The sequence below is a fragment of the Mesorhizobium sp. M1142 genome (assembly GCF_040318565.1).
In the GTDB taxonomy this organism is placed as follows: domain Bacteria; phylum Pseudomonadota; class Alphaproteobacteria; order Rhizobiales; family Rhizobiaceae; genus Mesorhizobium.
Window position 1 is genome coordinate 136344 of sequence record NZ_JAMYMK010000009.1, and the last position, 14732, is coordinate 151075.

The 14732-nt window shown below is 62.7% G+C and carries 15 protein-coding genes; 8 read left to right on the plus strand and 7 right to left on the minus strand.

The genetic code is table 11. The annotated features are described in order from the left end of the window. Positions 1–6: 6 nt before the first annotated feature. A complete protein-coding gene (locus NKH42_RS16905; protein ID WP_352974320.1) occupies positions 7–1347 on the plus strand; it encodes an ATP-binding response regulator in 1341 nt (446 codons plus the stop codon). Positions 1348–1407: 60 nt separating this feature from the next. Beyond that, positions 1408–1941, plus strand: coding sequence for a hypothetical protein (locus NKH42_RS16910; protein WP_352505806.1), 534 nt, complete (start codon positions 1408–1410; stop codon positions 1939–1941). A gap of 527 nt (positions 1942–2468) precedes the next feature. On the opposite strand, the gene NKH42_RS16915 is transcribed toward NKH42_RS16910, so the two are convergent. Then, positions 2469–3152 carry a response regulator gene (locus tag NKH42_RS16915; protein WP_254818245.1) on the minus strand — a complete coding sequence of 228 codons (684 nt, stop codon included), beginning with the start codon at positions 3150–3152 and terminating at the stop codon, positions 2469–2471. Between the two features lie 223 nt (positions 3153–3375). Here NKH42_RS16915 and NKH42_RS16920 point away from each other — a divergent pair, with 223 nt between their 5' ends. Genes NKH42_RS16920 through NKH42_RS16935 form a run of 4 tightly spaced genes read left to right on the plus strand, consistent with a single transcriptional unit; the run spans position 3376 to position 6308 of the window. Further along, positions 3376–4086 (plus strand): fumarylacetoacetate hydrolase family protein, encoded by a 711-nt coding sequence (locus NKH42_RS16920; protein ID WP_352505805.1) that lies wholly within the window; start codon positions 3376–3378, stop codon positions 4084–4086. Between the two features lie 4 nt (positions 4087–4090). Next, the gene (gene maiA / locus NKH42_RS16925; protein WP_352505804.1) at positions 4091–4741 is read left to right on the plus strand and encodes a maleylacetoacetate isomerase; all 651 of its coding nucleotides are present in this window, start codon (positions 4091–4093) and stop codon (positions 4739–4741) included. Then, the gene (locus tag NKH42_RS16930; protein WP_352505803.1) at positions 4731–5207 is read left to right on the plus strand and encodes a DUF4262 domain-containing protein; all 477 of its coding nucleotides are present in this window, start codon (positions 4731–4733) and stop codon (positions 5205–5207) included. Before maiA ends, NKH42_RS16930 begins: the two co-directional genes overlap by 11 nt. A 60-nt stretch (positions 5208–5267) precedes the next feature. After that, positions 5268–6308 (plus strand): zinc-dependent alcohol dehydrogenase family protein, encoded by a 1041-nt coding sequence (locus NKH42_RS16935; protein ID WP_352505802.1) that lies wholly within the window; start codon positions 5268–5270, stop codon positions 6306–6308. 19 nt (positions 6309–6327) lie between these two features. Here NKH42_RS16935 and NKH42_RS16940 read toward each other — a convergent pair whose 3' ends face one another. Next, positions 6328–7221: a LysR family transcriptional regulator gene (locus tag NKH42_RS16940; protein ID WP_352505868.1), complete on the minus strand. Its 894-nt coding sequence runs from the start codon at positions 7219–7221 to the stop codon at positions 6328–6330. A 138-nt stretch (positions 7222–7359) separates the two neighbouring features. Here NKH42_RS16940 and NKH42_RS16945 point away from each other — a divergent pair, with 138 nt between their 5' ends. Beyond that, a complete protein-coding gene (locus tag NKH42_RS16945) occupies positions 7360–8790 on the plus strand; it encodes an MFS transporter (RefSeq protein WP_502906427.1) in 1431 nt (476 codons plus the stop codon). On the opposite strand, the gene NKH42_RS16950 is transcribed toward NKH42_RS16945, so the two are convergent. Further along, the gene (locus NKH42_RS16950) at positions 8759–9796 is read right to left on the minus strand and encodes an alpha/beta fold hydrolase (protein ID WP_352821365.1); all 1038 of its coding nucleotides are present in this window, start codon (positions 9794–9796) and stop codon (positions 8759–8761) included. The genes NKH42_RS16945 and NKH42_RS16950 overlap by 32 nt on opposite strands. Next, entirely contained in the window at positions 9797–10690 is an 894-nt protein-coding gene (locus tag NKH42_RS16955; protein ID WP_352751327.1) for a DMT family transporter, read from the minus strand. Positions 10691–10794: 104 nt separating this feature from the next. Between NKH42_RS16955 and NKH42_RS16960 the strand changes: the two genes are divergently transcribed. Continuing rightward, positions 10795–12198, plus strand: coding sequence for an aminotransferase-like domain-containing protein (locus NKH42_RS16960; protein ID WP_352505799.1), 1404 nt, complete (start codon positions 10795–10797; stop codon positions 12196–12198). Positions 12199–12236: 38 nt separating this feature from the next. Here NKH42_RS16960 and NKH42_RS16965 read toward each other — a convergent pair whose 3' ends face one another. The 3 genes from NKH42_RS16965 to NKH42_RS16975 form a co-directional block, all read right to left on the minus strand. Further along, the gene (locus NKH42_RS16965) at positions 12237–12734 is read right to left on the minus strand and encodes a MaoC family dehydratase (RefSeq protein ID WP_352505798.1); all 498 of its coding nucleotides are present in this window, start codon (positions 12732–12734) and stop codon (positions 12237–12239) included. A gap of 138 nt (positions 12735–12872) precedes the next feature. Further along, a complete protein-coding gene (locus NKH42_RS16970) occupies positions 12873–13301 on the minus strand; it encodes a phasin family protein (protein WP_352505797.1) in 429 nt (142 codons plus the stop codon). Positions 13302–13384: 83 nt separating this feature from the next. Further along, positions 13385–14683, minus strand: coding sequence for a DUF445 domain-containing protein (locus tag NKH42_RS16975; protein ID WP_352477666.1), 1299 nt, complete (start codon positions 14681–14683; stop codon positions 13385–13387). Positions 14684–14732 lie beyond the last annotated feature (49 nt).

Consider the following 14732-nt stretch of genomic DNA (forward strand, 5'->3'; position numbering starts at 1 on the left):
TCCGGCATGCCGCTCAGGAACATCGACGACCTGGAAAGGCTGAAGAAGATCAACGCCGCGCTGATCAGCCGCGTCGAGCGCTCCATGGACCAGCAAGGCAATGCCTTTTCGCTGTTCCAGACCGCCATTTCGCTTGAGAGCCGGGTGCGCAGCCGCACCGAAGAGCTGCATTCGACCTTGCGCCGGCTGGAGCAGTCGAACATCGACTTGAATGCAGCCAAGGAAAACGCCGAGCTGGCGAACCTGTCCAAGACCAGGTTCCTTGCGGCCGCCAGCCATGACGTGCTGCAGCCGCTGAACGCCGCGCATCTGTCGGTCTCGGCGCTTGCCGAAGTACAGACCACCGAGGAAGGCAGAAACCTGGTCCGCCAGGTCGAGCGATCGCTGGAGACGATGGAGGACCTGCTCCGCACCTTGCTCGACATTTCCAAGCTCGATGCCGGCGTCGTGCAGCCCGACATCACCGATGTCAGCCTGGAGACGCTGTTTTCGTCTCTGCGCTCGGATTTTCAGCCGGTCGCGGAGATGAAGGGGCTGACGCTGAAGTTCCGGCCGGTCGATGCGCTCGTTCGTTCAGACCGAACCTTGCTGCGCCGCATCCTGCAGAACATCCTGTCCAATGCACTGCGCTATACCCGCTCGGGCGGCGTGTTGGTCGGCACCAGGCATCGCGGCGACACGATCCGCATCGACGTCGCCGATACCGGCTGCGGCATCCCCGACGACCAGCGCGAGGCGGTGTTCGAGGAATTCCATCGGGGCGTGATCCCCACGGATGCCGGGCTTGCCGCCGGCGGGCTGGGGTTGGGGCTGGCCATCGTGCGCCGCATCGCCGCGGCACTCGGCCATCCCGTCACGTTTTCGTCGAAGGTCGGACATGGCACGATTTTCCATATCGACGTTCCGGTCGGGATCGGCGACACGGCCGATCCAATCGCCGGCACCGTCGACATGGAGCGGCCGCGCGGGTACGGTCTGTTCGGCACAAGGGTGCTGCTGGTCGAGAACGACATCGAGGTGCTGCAGGCGATGACCTCCCTGCTCGAGCGCTGGCAATGCCTGGTACGTCCCGCCACCTCGACCGGTGACGCGCTCGACCTGCTTGGCGATACCGACTGGTTGCCAGATATTGTCATAGCCGACCAGCATCTCGACGGCGGCGACCTCGGCACCACCACAATCGCCGAGGTCCGTGATTATCTCGGCCGCGCCGTGCCGGCGCTGATCGTCACCGCCGACGGTTCGGAGACCGTCGCCAACGCCGCCCGCGCCGCTGGCATCGAGCTGATGCGCAAGCCGCTGAAGCCCGCGCAGCTCCGGGCGCTGCTGGCGCATCTGCTGGCTTGATCCCATCTGAGGGCATGGGCGAACTGCTTCAGGCAGTACCAAATTTTGAAAAGGCCAAGGATGCATTGGAGAATAGAAGAAAACGCCCGAGACTACTGTATTCTCGTCGACGACGGAAATACAAATGGATCCCAGGCTTTCCTCGAGATGGAGGAGGCTGGGCCTGTCGACAAAAGTAAGTTGCTTTTTCGCTTTGATGACGAGCGGCCGCTGCCTATCTCGGATTTCGTACCAAGCTCTCATCCAGGCGTCTTGTTTGCAAAGCGCGAGATATTCGAGGCGTTTGGTCCGATTGTTTCGAGAAGCAAGCACCTCTTTTATACGTCCAAGACGGATAGGGGCGACTTGAAAATATATGTACCCATGGAGGAGATAAAAGGGTTCGACTTTTCCGAGTCTATTTTCGAAACATTTGAAGACGGAGACATATACCGCATTGATCAGCTAAGGCTCGTTGATGGTTTCTCGACCGAGTTTGATATTTTTCGCCTGAATGACAACTTCGGGACGAGATTCCATATAATTGTTTCTGATAAATTCAAGTACATGTATGAGTCGCATGGAATGACGGGGCTGCGGTTTTCTGCGACATGAGCCGCTGAAGCCGGCGCGACTGCGCGGCGTGCTGGCGCATGTGCTGGCTTGACGTCTCAGAGGCGGTAGCTTTGCGCAAGGGATCAGGTGTTCCATGTATACAATGGACACGACGAACGCTCGTTATTGGATTTTCGCATATTGGTCCTTGTTCACTTTGAGGGTTTGTAGGCAGTGCAAGAATTCCAGTTGCGATACGATCATGGTCTGTGGCTCTTGGAGACGAGCAAGGGCTCCTACCCTCTCAGCGAGGTGAGAGATTTTTTCCGCTTTTTCATCCTCTTAGACGAACCGTTTGAGCGAGCGTCCAATATCATCGCTCGATCGCTAATTGGAGGCAGCGGCCAGCAGTTTCCTCTTTGGAAAATTGTGGCGGCGGCGTTTTTGTCGACGTCCGAAATCAATGCTCAGAAGGCTCTGGTTGGCTGCCGTCACTCTCGAGCGAGGATCGACAATAATTACAGCCGTATTTGTCATCAATGTCATCGTCCGATCGGCCAACCAGAAGACGCGCCACCTCCGTGCGATCAAAACCCCGCCGGATCGCGAAACAGCTCGGCATTGTCCAGCTTCGAGACCTCGATCACCGCCTGGGTGCGGCTGTAGACGTTGAGCTTGCGCAGGATTTCCGAGACATGCGCCTTGACCGTGGTCTCGCCGACCTGCAGCTCGTAGGCGATCTGTTTGTTGAGCAGGCCCTGGCGCAGCATCTGCAGCACCTTGAGCTGCTGCGGCGTCAGCGTGGCCAGGCGCTGTACCATCTCGGCGCGGTCGGTGCTGTCGGCGTCGGGCGGCCGGCCCTCATAGGTCTGGGGAACATAGATCGCACCTTCCATCACCGAGCGGATGGCCGCGGCAAGATCGCTCTTGCGTGCCGATTTCGGGATGAAGCCGGCCGCGCCGTAGGACAGCGCCTCGGAAATGATCTTCGGCTCCTCATAGCCGGAGACGATGACGACCGGCAGGCGCGGATAACGCGTCCTGAGCTGCAGCAGCCCGTCAAAGCCATGCACGTCGGGCATACTGAGATCGAGCAATGCGAGGTCGAACGGCTTGGCATCCGTCAGAAGCTCGAGCGCCTCGGCAATCGAGCGCGCTTCCACCGTGTCGACCTCCGGATAGGCCATCTGCACTGCGCTGTGCAGGGCCTCGCGAAACAGCGGATGGTCGTCGATGATGAGGAACCGGGCGCGATCGTTGACTGCGGTCATTAGCTTCACTTCGGTTCGGTCTGGTCTGGTCTAGAATAGTCCGGCAACCATGGCCAGCTTATTGCCAAATAGTACATTGCCATCTTGGCTGGCTAAAGCAGAATGGACCGACGATTTCCGCGGCACCGTGCGGCAGGCCTGCTCCTCCGCCATCCAATGCCTTGCCCGTTTGCCCAAATCGGCCGAATGTGCCGGCGACAGATCCACTGAACAGAGACAGTGCATGACCGGCTTCGTCCTTCCCCTGCCCGCAACCCCGTCGGTGGCCGTCGCCGGCTCGCCGGAGCGTTTTGCGGTGCGCCGCATATTCTGCGTCGGCCGCAACTATGCCACCCATGCCCGCGAGTTCGGCAATGACGAGCGCGACCCGCCCTTCTTCTTCACCAAACCGGGCGACGCAGTGGTCGACGCGGTAGTCCGTTCGGGCGCCACGATCCCCTACCCGCCGCTGACCCAAAACCTGCATCACGAAATCGAGCTGGTCGTCGCGATCGGCAAGACCGGCTTTCGCATCCCGCGCCAGCGGGCGCTGAACCATGTCTGGGGTTACGGCGTCGGCGTCGACCTGACCCGCCGCGACCTTCAGGACGAGGCGAAAAAGGCGGCACGACCGTGGGACTGGTCGAAAGCCTTCGACCGTTCAGCGCCCTGCGGCCCGCTGGTCCCGGCGCAACAATCCGGTCATCCCGAGAAGGGCCGCATCTGGCTCGCGGTCGACGGCGAGATCAGGCAGGACGGCGACCTTGCCGAACTGATCTGGCCGGTTCCCGACATCGTCTCGATTTGCAGCGAGGCGGTAGAACTTAGGCCCGGCGACCTGATCTTCACCGGCACGCCGGCCGGCGTCGGCGCCGTTGGGCCGGGCGAAAAGATCACCGGCGGCGTCGACGGCATCGGCGAAATCGAACTGACCATCGGCCAACCGAGCCCGTGACACAATGAGCGATATCGTCCTTCACAACTACTACCGTTCCTCGACCTCTTACCGGGTGCGGATCGCGCTGGAGATGAAGGGCTTGGCCTACGAGTACGTGCCGCATCATTTGCGCCACGGCGAGCATCTGGATCCCGCCTACCTCGCGGTCAATCCGCAAGGGCTGGTGCCGGCGCTGGTCCTCAGCGATGGCACGCTGCTGACGCAATCGCTGGCGATCATCGAATATCTTGACGAGACCACCCCTGAGCCACCGCTGCTGCCCAAGGATGCGTCTGGCCGCGCCCGCGTCAGGATGCTGGCGCAGATGATCGCATGCGACATCCATCCGGTGAACAATCTGCGCGTGCTGACCTCGTTGCGCACGCTGTTCGGCGCCGGCGACCAGGATGTCGTCAACTGGTTCCGGCACTGGGTCAACGAAGGCTTCCAGCCGCTTGAAAAGATTCTGGCTTCCTCGCCCGAGACCAAGACATTCTGCCATGGCGACACGCCGGGGCTGGCCGATATCTGCCTGGTCGCACAGGTCACCAGCAATGCCCGCTTCGGCGTCGACATGACGCCCTACCCGACGATCTCGCGCATCAATGCCGCCTGCATGGCGCTGCCGGGGTTCCAGAAGGCCGCGCCGGAGAACCAGATCGATGCCGAATAGAGAAGCCAAAGATCCAGATGAAGCGAAAACGCTCGCCGACATCGAAGAATATGGCTGCCACATTCTGTATGTGCTGGAAGAAGGCGAGCATCCGCCTTTCAGCTACTCGGTTGGGATAGAGCACAATTTCAATGCTCCTGAACTGGTCGTTGTCGGGCTGAAGCCAGAGCTTTCCCAGTCTGTCATCAACCAATACTGCAGACGGGTGTGCAACGGCGAGATTTTCCGCATCGGGCAGCGATCGTCTGGTTTCATAGGCGGCTTCGACTGTCAGTTCGGCTCGGTCCATGTTGAGCACTACCCTGAACATTTCGGTTGGGACATCTGGTTCTACGACGGCCTGGGCTTCAGGGTTATGCAGCTTATCTATCCTACGACCGAAGGCATCTGGCCGTGGGATACTGAAGCGAGCGAGTGGTTTCGAAAGCGGCAACCGCTTCTCGACACGCCGCCGGCATCAAGCTAACTCCGAACAACCGCCTGACGAATGCGCCCTTGGTGAATTGAAACTTATGAAAGCCTTGTCATGAAAGCCGTCGTCTTCGAAAAATTCGGCGAGGCGCCGACGATTCAGACCGTGCCGGATCCGACGCCTTCGCCGGAAGGCGTCGTCATCAAGGTGGAGGCGACTGGCCTCTGCCGCAGCGATTGGCATGGCTGGATGGGCCACGACGACGGCATCCGGCTGCCGCATGTGCCGGGCCACGAACTGGCCGGCGTCGTGGTCTCCGCAGGCAACCAGGTGACCCGCTGGAAGGGCGGCGAGCGCGTCACCGTGCCGTTTGCCGTCGGCTGCGGCCGCTGCTTCGAATGCACGTCGGGCAACCACCAGGTCTGCGAGCACCAGTTCCAGCCCGGCTTCACCGCCTGGGGGTCGTTCGCCGAATATGTCGCCATCGACCATGCCGATACCAATCTCGTACGCTTGCCCGACGAGATGGAATTCGCCACCGCCGCCAGCCTCGGCTGCCGCTTCGTCACCTCGTTCCGCGCCATCGTCGATCAGGGCCGCGTGGCTCCCGGCGAATGGGTGGCCGTACATGGCTGCGGCGGCGTCGGCCTGTCGGCGATCATGATCGCCAGCGCCATGGGCGCCAATGTCGTCGCCATCGACCTCACCGACGAGAAGCTGGACTTTGCCAAAAAGATCGGCGCGGTGGCGACGATCAACGCGGCAAAGACGCCCAACGTGGTCAAGGCGGTCAAGCAGATCACCAATGGCGGCGCGCATATGTCGATGGACGCGCTCGGCCACCCCAGTACTTCGTTCAATTCGATCGCGAACCTGCGCCGCCGCGGGCGCCACGTGCAGGTCGGCCTGATGCTCGGCGACCATGCCAGGCCGCAGATTCCGATGGACAAGGTGATCGCATTCGAGCTCGAAATCCGCGGCAGCCACGGCATGCAGGCGTTTCGCTACCAGGCGATGATGGAGATGATCCGCACCGGCAAGCTCAAACCCGAACTCCTGGTCGGCAAGAAGATCAGCCTCGAGGAAGCGCCGGCCGCTTTGATGGCGATGGGCGGCTTCGAAGGCATCGGCATCGGCGTGGTGACCAGATTCTAGATCACGCCCCGACTCTGGATCAACGAAACGACGCGCAGACCTCCCGCACGCAGGCTCGCAGCCAGCGCTGCGCCGGATCGCCATCGAGCCGCGGATGCCAGAGCATCGAAATGGTGACCTCCTCGATATCGACCGGCAACGGGAAGCTGTACATGCCTGCGCGCGCGCCCAGCGTGTGCCGTTCGGGGACGCTGGCGATCAGATCGGAGGCGCGCGCCATGGCGAGCGTGGCCGAGAAGCTGGAAACCATGCACGCAACCGTCCGCTGGAGACCCAGCAGTTTCAAGGCCTCGTCGATCGGGCCCTTTTCGCGGCCACGCCGCGACACGCTGATGTGGCGACCGGCCGCATAACGTTCCGGGCTCACCGGGCCCTCGCTCAGTTTATGTCCCGTTCGCACCACACCGATGAAGCGGTCGCGAAACAGCGCCTGAATGCGCATTTCAGGGCTCGTCTCACTGGCAACCCCGATTTCGAGATCAATCGCCGCGTCGCGCAACGACATGTCGCTCTTGTCGGATTTCGGCGCAAAACGCAGCCGCACGCCGGGCGCATCCGCTTCGACACGGGTCACAAGACGCGGTGCGAACTCCTCGACAAAACTTTCGTTGGCGCGCAGCGTGAAGACCTTGTCGAGAGCGGAGAGGTCGAGGGGCCTGGCCGGACGCAGCAGCGCTTCCGCATCCTGCACGACGCGGCCCACTTGCTGCTGCAATTCGAGGGCGCGCGGTGTCGCAACCAGGCCACGGCCAGCCCGAACCAGCAATGGGTCGCCTGTCGCCTGGCGCAACCGCGCCAACGTCCGGCTCATCGCCGAGGGACTGAGGCGCAGCCGCCCGGCCGCGCGCGCCACACTGCCCTCGGTCAGCAGCACATCGAGGGCGACAAGCAGATTGAGATCTGGCGACGACATGGAACGACCATAGCACAGCTCGGCGTGATGTGGCGTTTTATGCATGAATAAGATGCAAATACTGCGCCTTCCGCCACATCATGCGAGGGAATAGTCTCCGACAGCTCCGATTTGGGGCTGACGGCAAAGGAGTTCACCTTGGCATCGACCGCTGAAAAGACCTGGGACAAAGTTGCCCCGGTGAGCGCACGCTCGACCCGATGGGCATTGGCAAGCCTGTCGCTTTCAACGCTGCTGTCGTCGCTCGCCACCAGCATCGCCAGCGTCGGGCTGCCATCGCTGATGCAAGCGTTCGGCGCATCGTTCCAGCTCGTGCAATGGGTCGTCCTTGCCTATCTGCTCGCCATCACCACCTTGATCGTCAGCGCCGGGCGGCTCGCCGATATATTCGGCCGCCGCCCGCTATTGCTCGGCGGCATTGCCCTGTTCACCTTCGCATCCGTGCTCTGCGGGCTTGCCCCGACGCTCTGGCTGCTGATCGCCGCACGGGCGGCACAGGGGCTCGGCGCGGCTGTCATGATGGCTCTGACGCTGGCCTTTGTCGCGGACACGGTCCCCCGGGGAAAAACCGGCAGCGCCATGGGCCTGCTCGGCGCCATGTCGGCGATCGGCACCACGCTTGGCCCCTCGCTTGGCGGATTGCTGATCGCCGGCCTCGGCTGGCGCGCGATCTTCCTCATCAATCTGCCGTTGGGGGCGCTGGCCTTCGCGCTCGCCTGGCGCGTCCTGCCGGCCGGAAAAAAGACGCCAGATCGGCGCGGTTTCGACGGGATCGGCACGGCCTTACTTGCTCTGACGCTGGCCGCCTATGCGCTCGCCATGACGCTTGGGCGCGGCAGTTTTGGTTTCCTCAATGCCGGTTTGCTGATTGCCGCCGCCGTGGCTGGCCTGCTGTTCGTCATTGCGCAGACAAGGACCGAGAACCCTTTGATTCAACCTGCGAGGTTCCGCGATCAGGCGTTGAACGCAAGCCTCGCCATGAACCTGATCGTCGCCACCGTCATGATGGCGACGCTGGTGGTCGCGCCGTTCTATCTGTCGCGTGCGCTCGGACTGGACGCAGCCATGGTCGGGCTGGTTCTGTCGACCGGCCCTCTGGTTACCGCACTGGCGGCGCTGCCGGCCGGACGCCTGGTCGATCGTTTGGGGGCGCACCGGATCACGATCGTCGGCCTGTTCGATCTCGCTATTGGTACTTTTGCTCTGTCGCGGGCGGAATTCGGTATTGCCGGCTATATCGTGCCGATCATCATCGTCTGCACCGGCTACAGCCTGTTTCAGACCTCCAACAATTCAGCCGTGATGACCGGCGTGGCACCCGACCAGCGCGGCGTCGTCTCCGGCCTTCTCAATCTGTCGCGCAATCTCGGCCTGATCACCGGTGCGTCGGTGATGGGCGCGGTGTTTGCCTTCGCATCGGCTGCCGGAAGCGAAGGAACTGGCTTGGCCATATTAGCACCTGCGGCAGCCGCACGAGGGATGCAGGTCACTTTCCAGGTGGCGACGGCCCTGGTAGTGGCGGCGCTGATCCTTTCGACTATTTCTGGTCGCCGCGGCCAGCGCGCTTAGCTGAGCCGCCGGCGACGAACTCCAGCATCAGTTCAGCAGCCTTGAGCGCATGCGTCTCCAGGAGGAAATGTCCTGCGTCGAAGACGTGAGCCTCCATCCGGGGAAGATCCACAAGCCAGGATTGAACCTCTGCAATGTCGAAGAAGGCATCGTGGCGACCCCAAAGAAGCATCGCTCGGGGCTGATGCTTCGCCAGATAATCAGCCACCTCCCCGAACCGGTCGACATATCGGCCGTAGTCGGCAATGAGCGCCTTCTGCAGATCAAGTCGTCCCGGCAGGCACATGACCCGCCAGTCTTCAATCCAACCACCTGGATCGATCTGCGCCGCGATCTCGCCGGGCAGGCCGGCGACATACTGGTCGCGGGTTCCCTCGAGGGTCAGATGGGCGGTGGCGGCCTGCTCATTCGCCGCATTCGGCGCAGCCCAGAAGTCCAATGTGTCTGCCCATTGCGGACCAAAACCGGAGCGGTGGGCATTGGCATTCTGGATAACGAGGCCTTCGACGAGTTCCGGCGCGCGCATGGCGAGATGAAGCGCTACCGGGGTTCCGAAATCATGCAGATAAAGAAACCTGCGGCCAACGTTGAGACGCGAGAGCAGCTCTTCAATCGCGCCGGCCAGCATGTCGAACGATGGCTCGGGCGGCAGATCGGACGCGCCGAAGCCCGGCAGGTCAGGCGCCACGACATAGGCGCTGCCGGAGAGCGGCGCGATCACGTCGCGAAACGTCCGCGAAGAGCTAGGAAAGCCGTGCAGCAGCACGAGCGCGGGCTTGGAAGCGTCACCAGCCGTCCGGACGGCCACCTCGCCGCCGGAGGACAAAACTATCTTCTGGACCCCAGGCACCAAAATCATCCCTTTTTCCGCCACGCCGACGTGAGGCCACCTCGCGCCTTGTGCCACTCTGGCCGACTCGGCACCTCGAGACGTCATTCCGCCAGGTCGGCAGCTCTTGGTATCAATTGGACGCGATTGTATCGAGTCAAGAGTGTGCTGGCGCACCTATTTTGCATATCTCTTGGCACCGACGACGCAAAGCACGACGGCGGCGGTGACGGCGATCATGGCGGGACTGACCTGCTCATGCAGCAGCGCTGCCGCCAGCCCAAGGCCGAAGAAAGGCTGCAGCAGTTGCAACTGCCCGACCGCGGCGATGCCGCCTTGCGCCAGGCCGCGATACCAGAACACGAAACCGATCAGCATGCTGAACAGCGAAACATAGGCCAAGCCTGTCCATGCGCCCCTGCCGGCACTTTCGAGCGACGGCGGCATGGTGATGAACGTCAGCGCCAGCATGACCGGCAGCGACAGCACCAGCGCCCACGAAATCACCTGCCAACCGCCGAGTTTGCGCGACAGCGCCGCTCCCTCCGCATAGCCCAATCCGCACACGATGATGGCGGCCAGCATCAGGATGTCGCCGAGCGGCGAGACCGACAGGCCTTGCGTGACTGCAAAACCGGCAACAAGGGCGCTGCCGAGGCAGGAGAACAGCCAGAACGCCGGCTTCGGGCGATCGCCGCCTCGAACCACGCCGAAGATCGCGGTCGCCAACGGCAACAGGCCGACGAAAATGATGGAGTGAGCCGACGTGATGTGCTTGAGCGCCAGCGCCGTCAGCAGGGGAAAGCCGACCACGACGCCAAGCGCCACGATCGCCAGCGGGAACAGATCTCGCCGCTCCGGGCGCTTCTGGCGAAAGAGAAGCAGCAGCCCCAGGCCGAGGATGCCCGCCGAAGCCGCACGGGCGACCGTTACGAACACCGGATCGAAATCCATCACCGCCACGCGCGTCGCCGGCAGCGAACCGCTGAAGATCAGCACGCCGATGAACCCGTTGACCCAGCCACTTGCCGCCCAACTGCTCGCCGCCCAGCTACTCGCCGCCTTGTCCATAGATGCCCCGCTGATTTCGCCCTCTATCGGGCCGTGCGTATGGCTCCGCCAGAGACAATCAGGTACAGTTTGACAAAACTGTCATGGTGGGGCGAGCAGTACGGATGGACGAGCAGACGACAACAGATGAAGGCAGCCGGACGCTTGTCGAAAGCGTCATGGCGACGATCAGGCACAGGATCGCCTCGCGCGGCCTGACACCGGGAATGCGGCTGCCTTCGATCCGGGCTTTCGCCAAGGCCATGCAGGTTTCCAAATCCACCGTGGTCGAAGCCTATGAACGTCTTGCGGCGGAAGGCATGATCCGCTCGCGGCCAGGCTCGGGCTTCTATGCCGCCGGACCGCTGGCTCCGCTGTCGCTGGCCGAGATCGGCCCCAGGCTTGACCGTGCTGTCGACCCGCTCTGGGTCTCGCGCCAATCGCTGGAAGCCGGCGACGGCGTCCTGAAACCGGGTTGCGGCTGGTTGCCGGCGTCATGGATGCCCGAGGCCGGATTGCGTCGCGCGCTGCGGACGATGGCCCGCGCCGACGACGCAGCGCTGACCGATTACGGCACGCCGCTCGGGTTGCCGGCGTTGCGACACCTGCTGGCGCGGCGCATGGCCGAGCACGGCATCGAAGCGTCCCCGGAACAGATCATGCTGACGGCATCGGGCACTCAGGCGATCGACCTGCTGTGCCGGTTCCTGCTCGAACCGGGTGACACGGTGTTGGTTGACGATCCCTGCTATTTCAACTTCCATGCCCTGTTGCGCGCCCATCAGGCCAAGGTGATCAGCGTCCCCTACACGCGCTCGGGGCCGGACATCGAACTGTTCGCGCAGGCGCTGAACGAGCACCGGCCGCGCCTCTACATCACCAATTCGGCGCTCCATAATCCGACCGGCGCGATATTGTCCCCGGTCGTTGCCCATCGGGTGCTGAAGCTCGCCGATCAGTCGGGGCTGACGATCATCGAGGACGATATCTTCGCCGATTTCGAACACACGCCCGCCCCCAGGCTGGCGGCCTTCGACGGCCTCAGCCGGGTCATCCATATCGGAAGCTTTTCCAAGACGCTGTCGGCATCGGTGCGCTGCGGCTTCATCGCCGCTCCTCGCGACTGGATGGAAGGTTTGACCGATCTCAAGATTGCCACATCCTTTGGCAGCGGGCGACTTGCATCCGAACTGGTGCTGACGCTGCTGAAGGACGGCCTCTATCGCAAGCACGTCGATCTGCTGCGCGCGCGGCTCTCGCGCGCCATGGAAGAAACCGGCACTCGGCTCAGAGCAATCGGCATCGTGCCGTGGATAGATCAGCCGGCCGGCATGTTTTTATGGTGCAGGCTGCCGGAGGAAATAGATGCCGCGGACGTCGCCCGTCACGCTTTGTCGGCCAACGTCGTGCTTGCGCCCGGCAATGCGTTCAGCCTGTCCCTTTCGGCCAGCCGTTACATGCGCTTCAACGTCGCCCAATCGGGCGACGACCGGATTTTCAGGGCGCTTGAAGAGGCGATGTCGCGTTGATTGCGCTGCCGGAAGCCTGCTGGCCTGAGGCTGTGCCCTCAGGCCCCTGCCCGCTTGCGGCGTGCATAAAGCATGACGAGCGTCTCGGCGGTCAGCGCCGGCTTTTGCTCGCCTTCGATCTCGACTGTATTGGCGGCCTTCATCAAATACTGCCCCGGACCTTTGTCTTCCATCGACAACAGCGTGGTGCGCAGCCTGATTCGCGAGCCGACCCTGACCGGCGCCACGAAACGCACTTTGTCGAAACCGTAATTGAACGCGGCCTGCGTGTTTTCGGGCACGATGCCCATCTCGAGCGCCAGCGCGCCGATGATCGACAGGGTCAGATAGCCATGCGCGATCGTCGTTCGGAACGGGCTTTGCCGCTTCGCCCGTTCGGGATCGACATGGATCCATTGATGATCGCCAGTGCATTGGGCAAACTGGTCGATGCGGTGCTGATCGACCAACGTCCAGTCCGAAACGCCCAACTCCTGCCCGGCCATCGCCCTGAGTTGCTCGAAGGTCGGCGGCGTCCTCGGCCGTATCTGCGTCATTCCTGCTTTCCCGATCGCTTGCCTGTTCCGGACCACGACCGGCCCCCCGTGTCAATTCGCCAGTGCGATTCCAGCCCGTAATCTTCGGCCGCGAACCGCCGGTCTTCGCTGCCGGCAAGCGTGCTGCCGGGGAACAGCTTACCCCTTATGATGGCCGGCGCGGATCTCCTCCATCGCCTCCTTGATGCGGCTGCGCAGGATTTCGATCGATTCGGTGCCGGACGCCCTCGCCAGTTCGGCCATCTCGCCGGCATTCTTCAGCACGGTCTCGAAGGATTTCCTGGCGAACGCCGCCTGCTTCTGCATCATTTCCTGCGGAGTGCCGGGCGCTCGGTAGTTTTGTGCCATGTCGGTGATTTCGCGCAGTGTGTCCTGCAGCATCTCGCGTTGCCTTGACAACAGCGCCGACGCTCCGGCGGCACTCGCCCGGGCCGACTTCTCCAGCGCTTCCAGATTCCTGGCGTGGTGGGCGAGGATCGCCTCGACGTCGACATTCGGCAGCTTCAGGTCGCGGCCGAACTTGCCGAACATGTCGATGAAGGACTCAGACTCCGGTCGTTTTGCCATGCTGGTTCTCTCCCCCTGTTGCCGTGAACGCCGCCACTGCACCGAAGATAGTGCAGCGAAGCTCAGCGGTCCATTCGGACGAGTCAGCCGACGAGAAACAGCCGTTCGGCGATGTAGAGCACGAGCCCGGCGAGGCCACCGATGATCATGCCGTTGAAGCGGATATATTGCAGGTCCTTGCCGATGTTCATTTCTATAAGCCTTGTCAGTTGCGCGAGGTCCCAGCGCTTGACCTGGTCGGCGATGAACTTCGACACGCCGCTTTTCTGGCTTTCGACGAAGGAGGCCAGCGCCACGATGAAGCCCTGGTTCATGTCGGCCCTGATCTGCGCGTCGTCGGCAAGATGGCGGCCGACCTCGACGAACATGGTGGCGAGATGGTCGCGGATCATCGAATTCGGCGCCTTGGCGTCCTGTTCGATGAACAGCCGCAGGCTGTCCCACATATCGCCGGCCAACGCGCTGAGCTCCGGCCGGGCAAGGAAATCGCGCTTCAGCTTTTCGGCGCGCCTGGCATATTGTTTGGATGTCCTCAACCGCTCGACGAAGGTTTCGACGAAAAGGTCGAATTCGGCTCGCATCGGGTGGTGCGGATCGGCCCGCACCTCATCGAGCAGCGAGCCGGCCGACGCAACGATCTTCTTCAACAGATAGGCGTCGGCGCGAAACAGGTTGAACAGCGACGGCAGTTCCTCGCGGATCTTCTCGCGCATCGTCGCCAGCGCCTGCTCGTCGCTCAGGAAGCGGCCGACCACCTTGGTGAACTCGTCGAATAATTTCTGGTGGCGGCGATCGTCGGTCAGCGCCGACAGCAGCTCGGCGGCAAGCGGCGCCAGCGGTACCTTCTCGATCTGCTCCAGCATGCGGCTGGTGACGAATCCGCGCAGCCCGGATTGCTCGACCGCTGCCAGCGTCTGCGGCACCAGCCGGCCAACGAAACGCGACAAATCGGCGGCGCGGTTCGGGTCGGCCAGCCAGTCCGCGACCAGCGCCGAAAAGTCCACCTCGGCGAGCTTTTCGCGCACCGGTTCCGGCGCCAGGAAATTGACCTCGATGAAGCGGCCGAGATTGTCGGCGATGCGGTTCTGGTTTTCCGGGATGATGGCCGTATGCGGGATTGGCAGGCCAAGCGGCCGCCGAAACAGCGCCACCACCGCATACCAGTCGGCCAGCCCGCCGATCGTCGCCGCCTCGGCGAAAGCGGCGACGAAGCCCAGCCACGCATGCCGGCTCTCGAGCGATTTCGCCACCGCAAAGACCAGCACGCAAAACGCAAGTGCTGCGGCGGCAACGAACTTGGTGCGCCTGAGCGCCGAAAGCTTGGCATCGGCATCGAACCGGGCGGACGCGACAGATGCAAATGCCGGGGCTGGTCGAGACATGATGGGCCGCTCCTGATCGTGTATGCGAACTTATCTAGTGCCGCCTGCC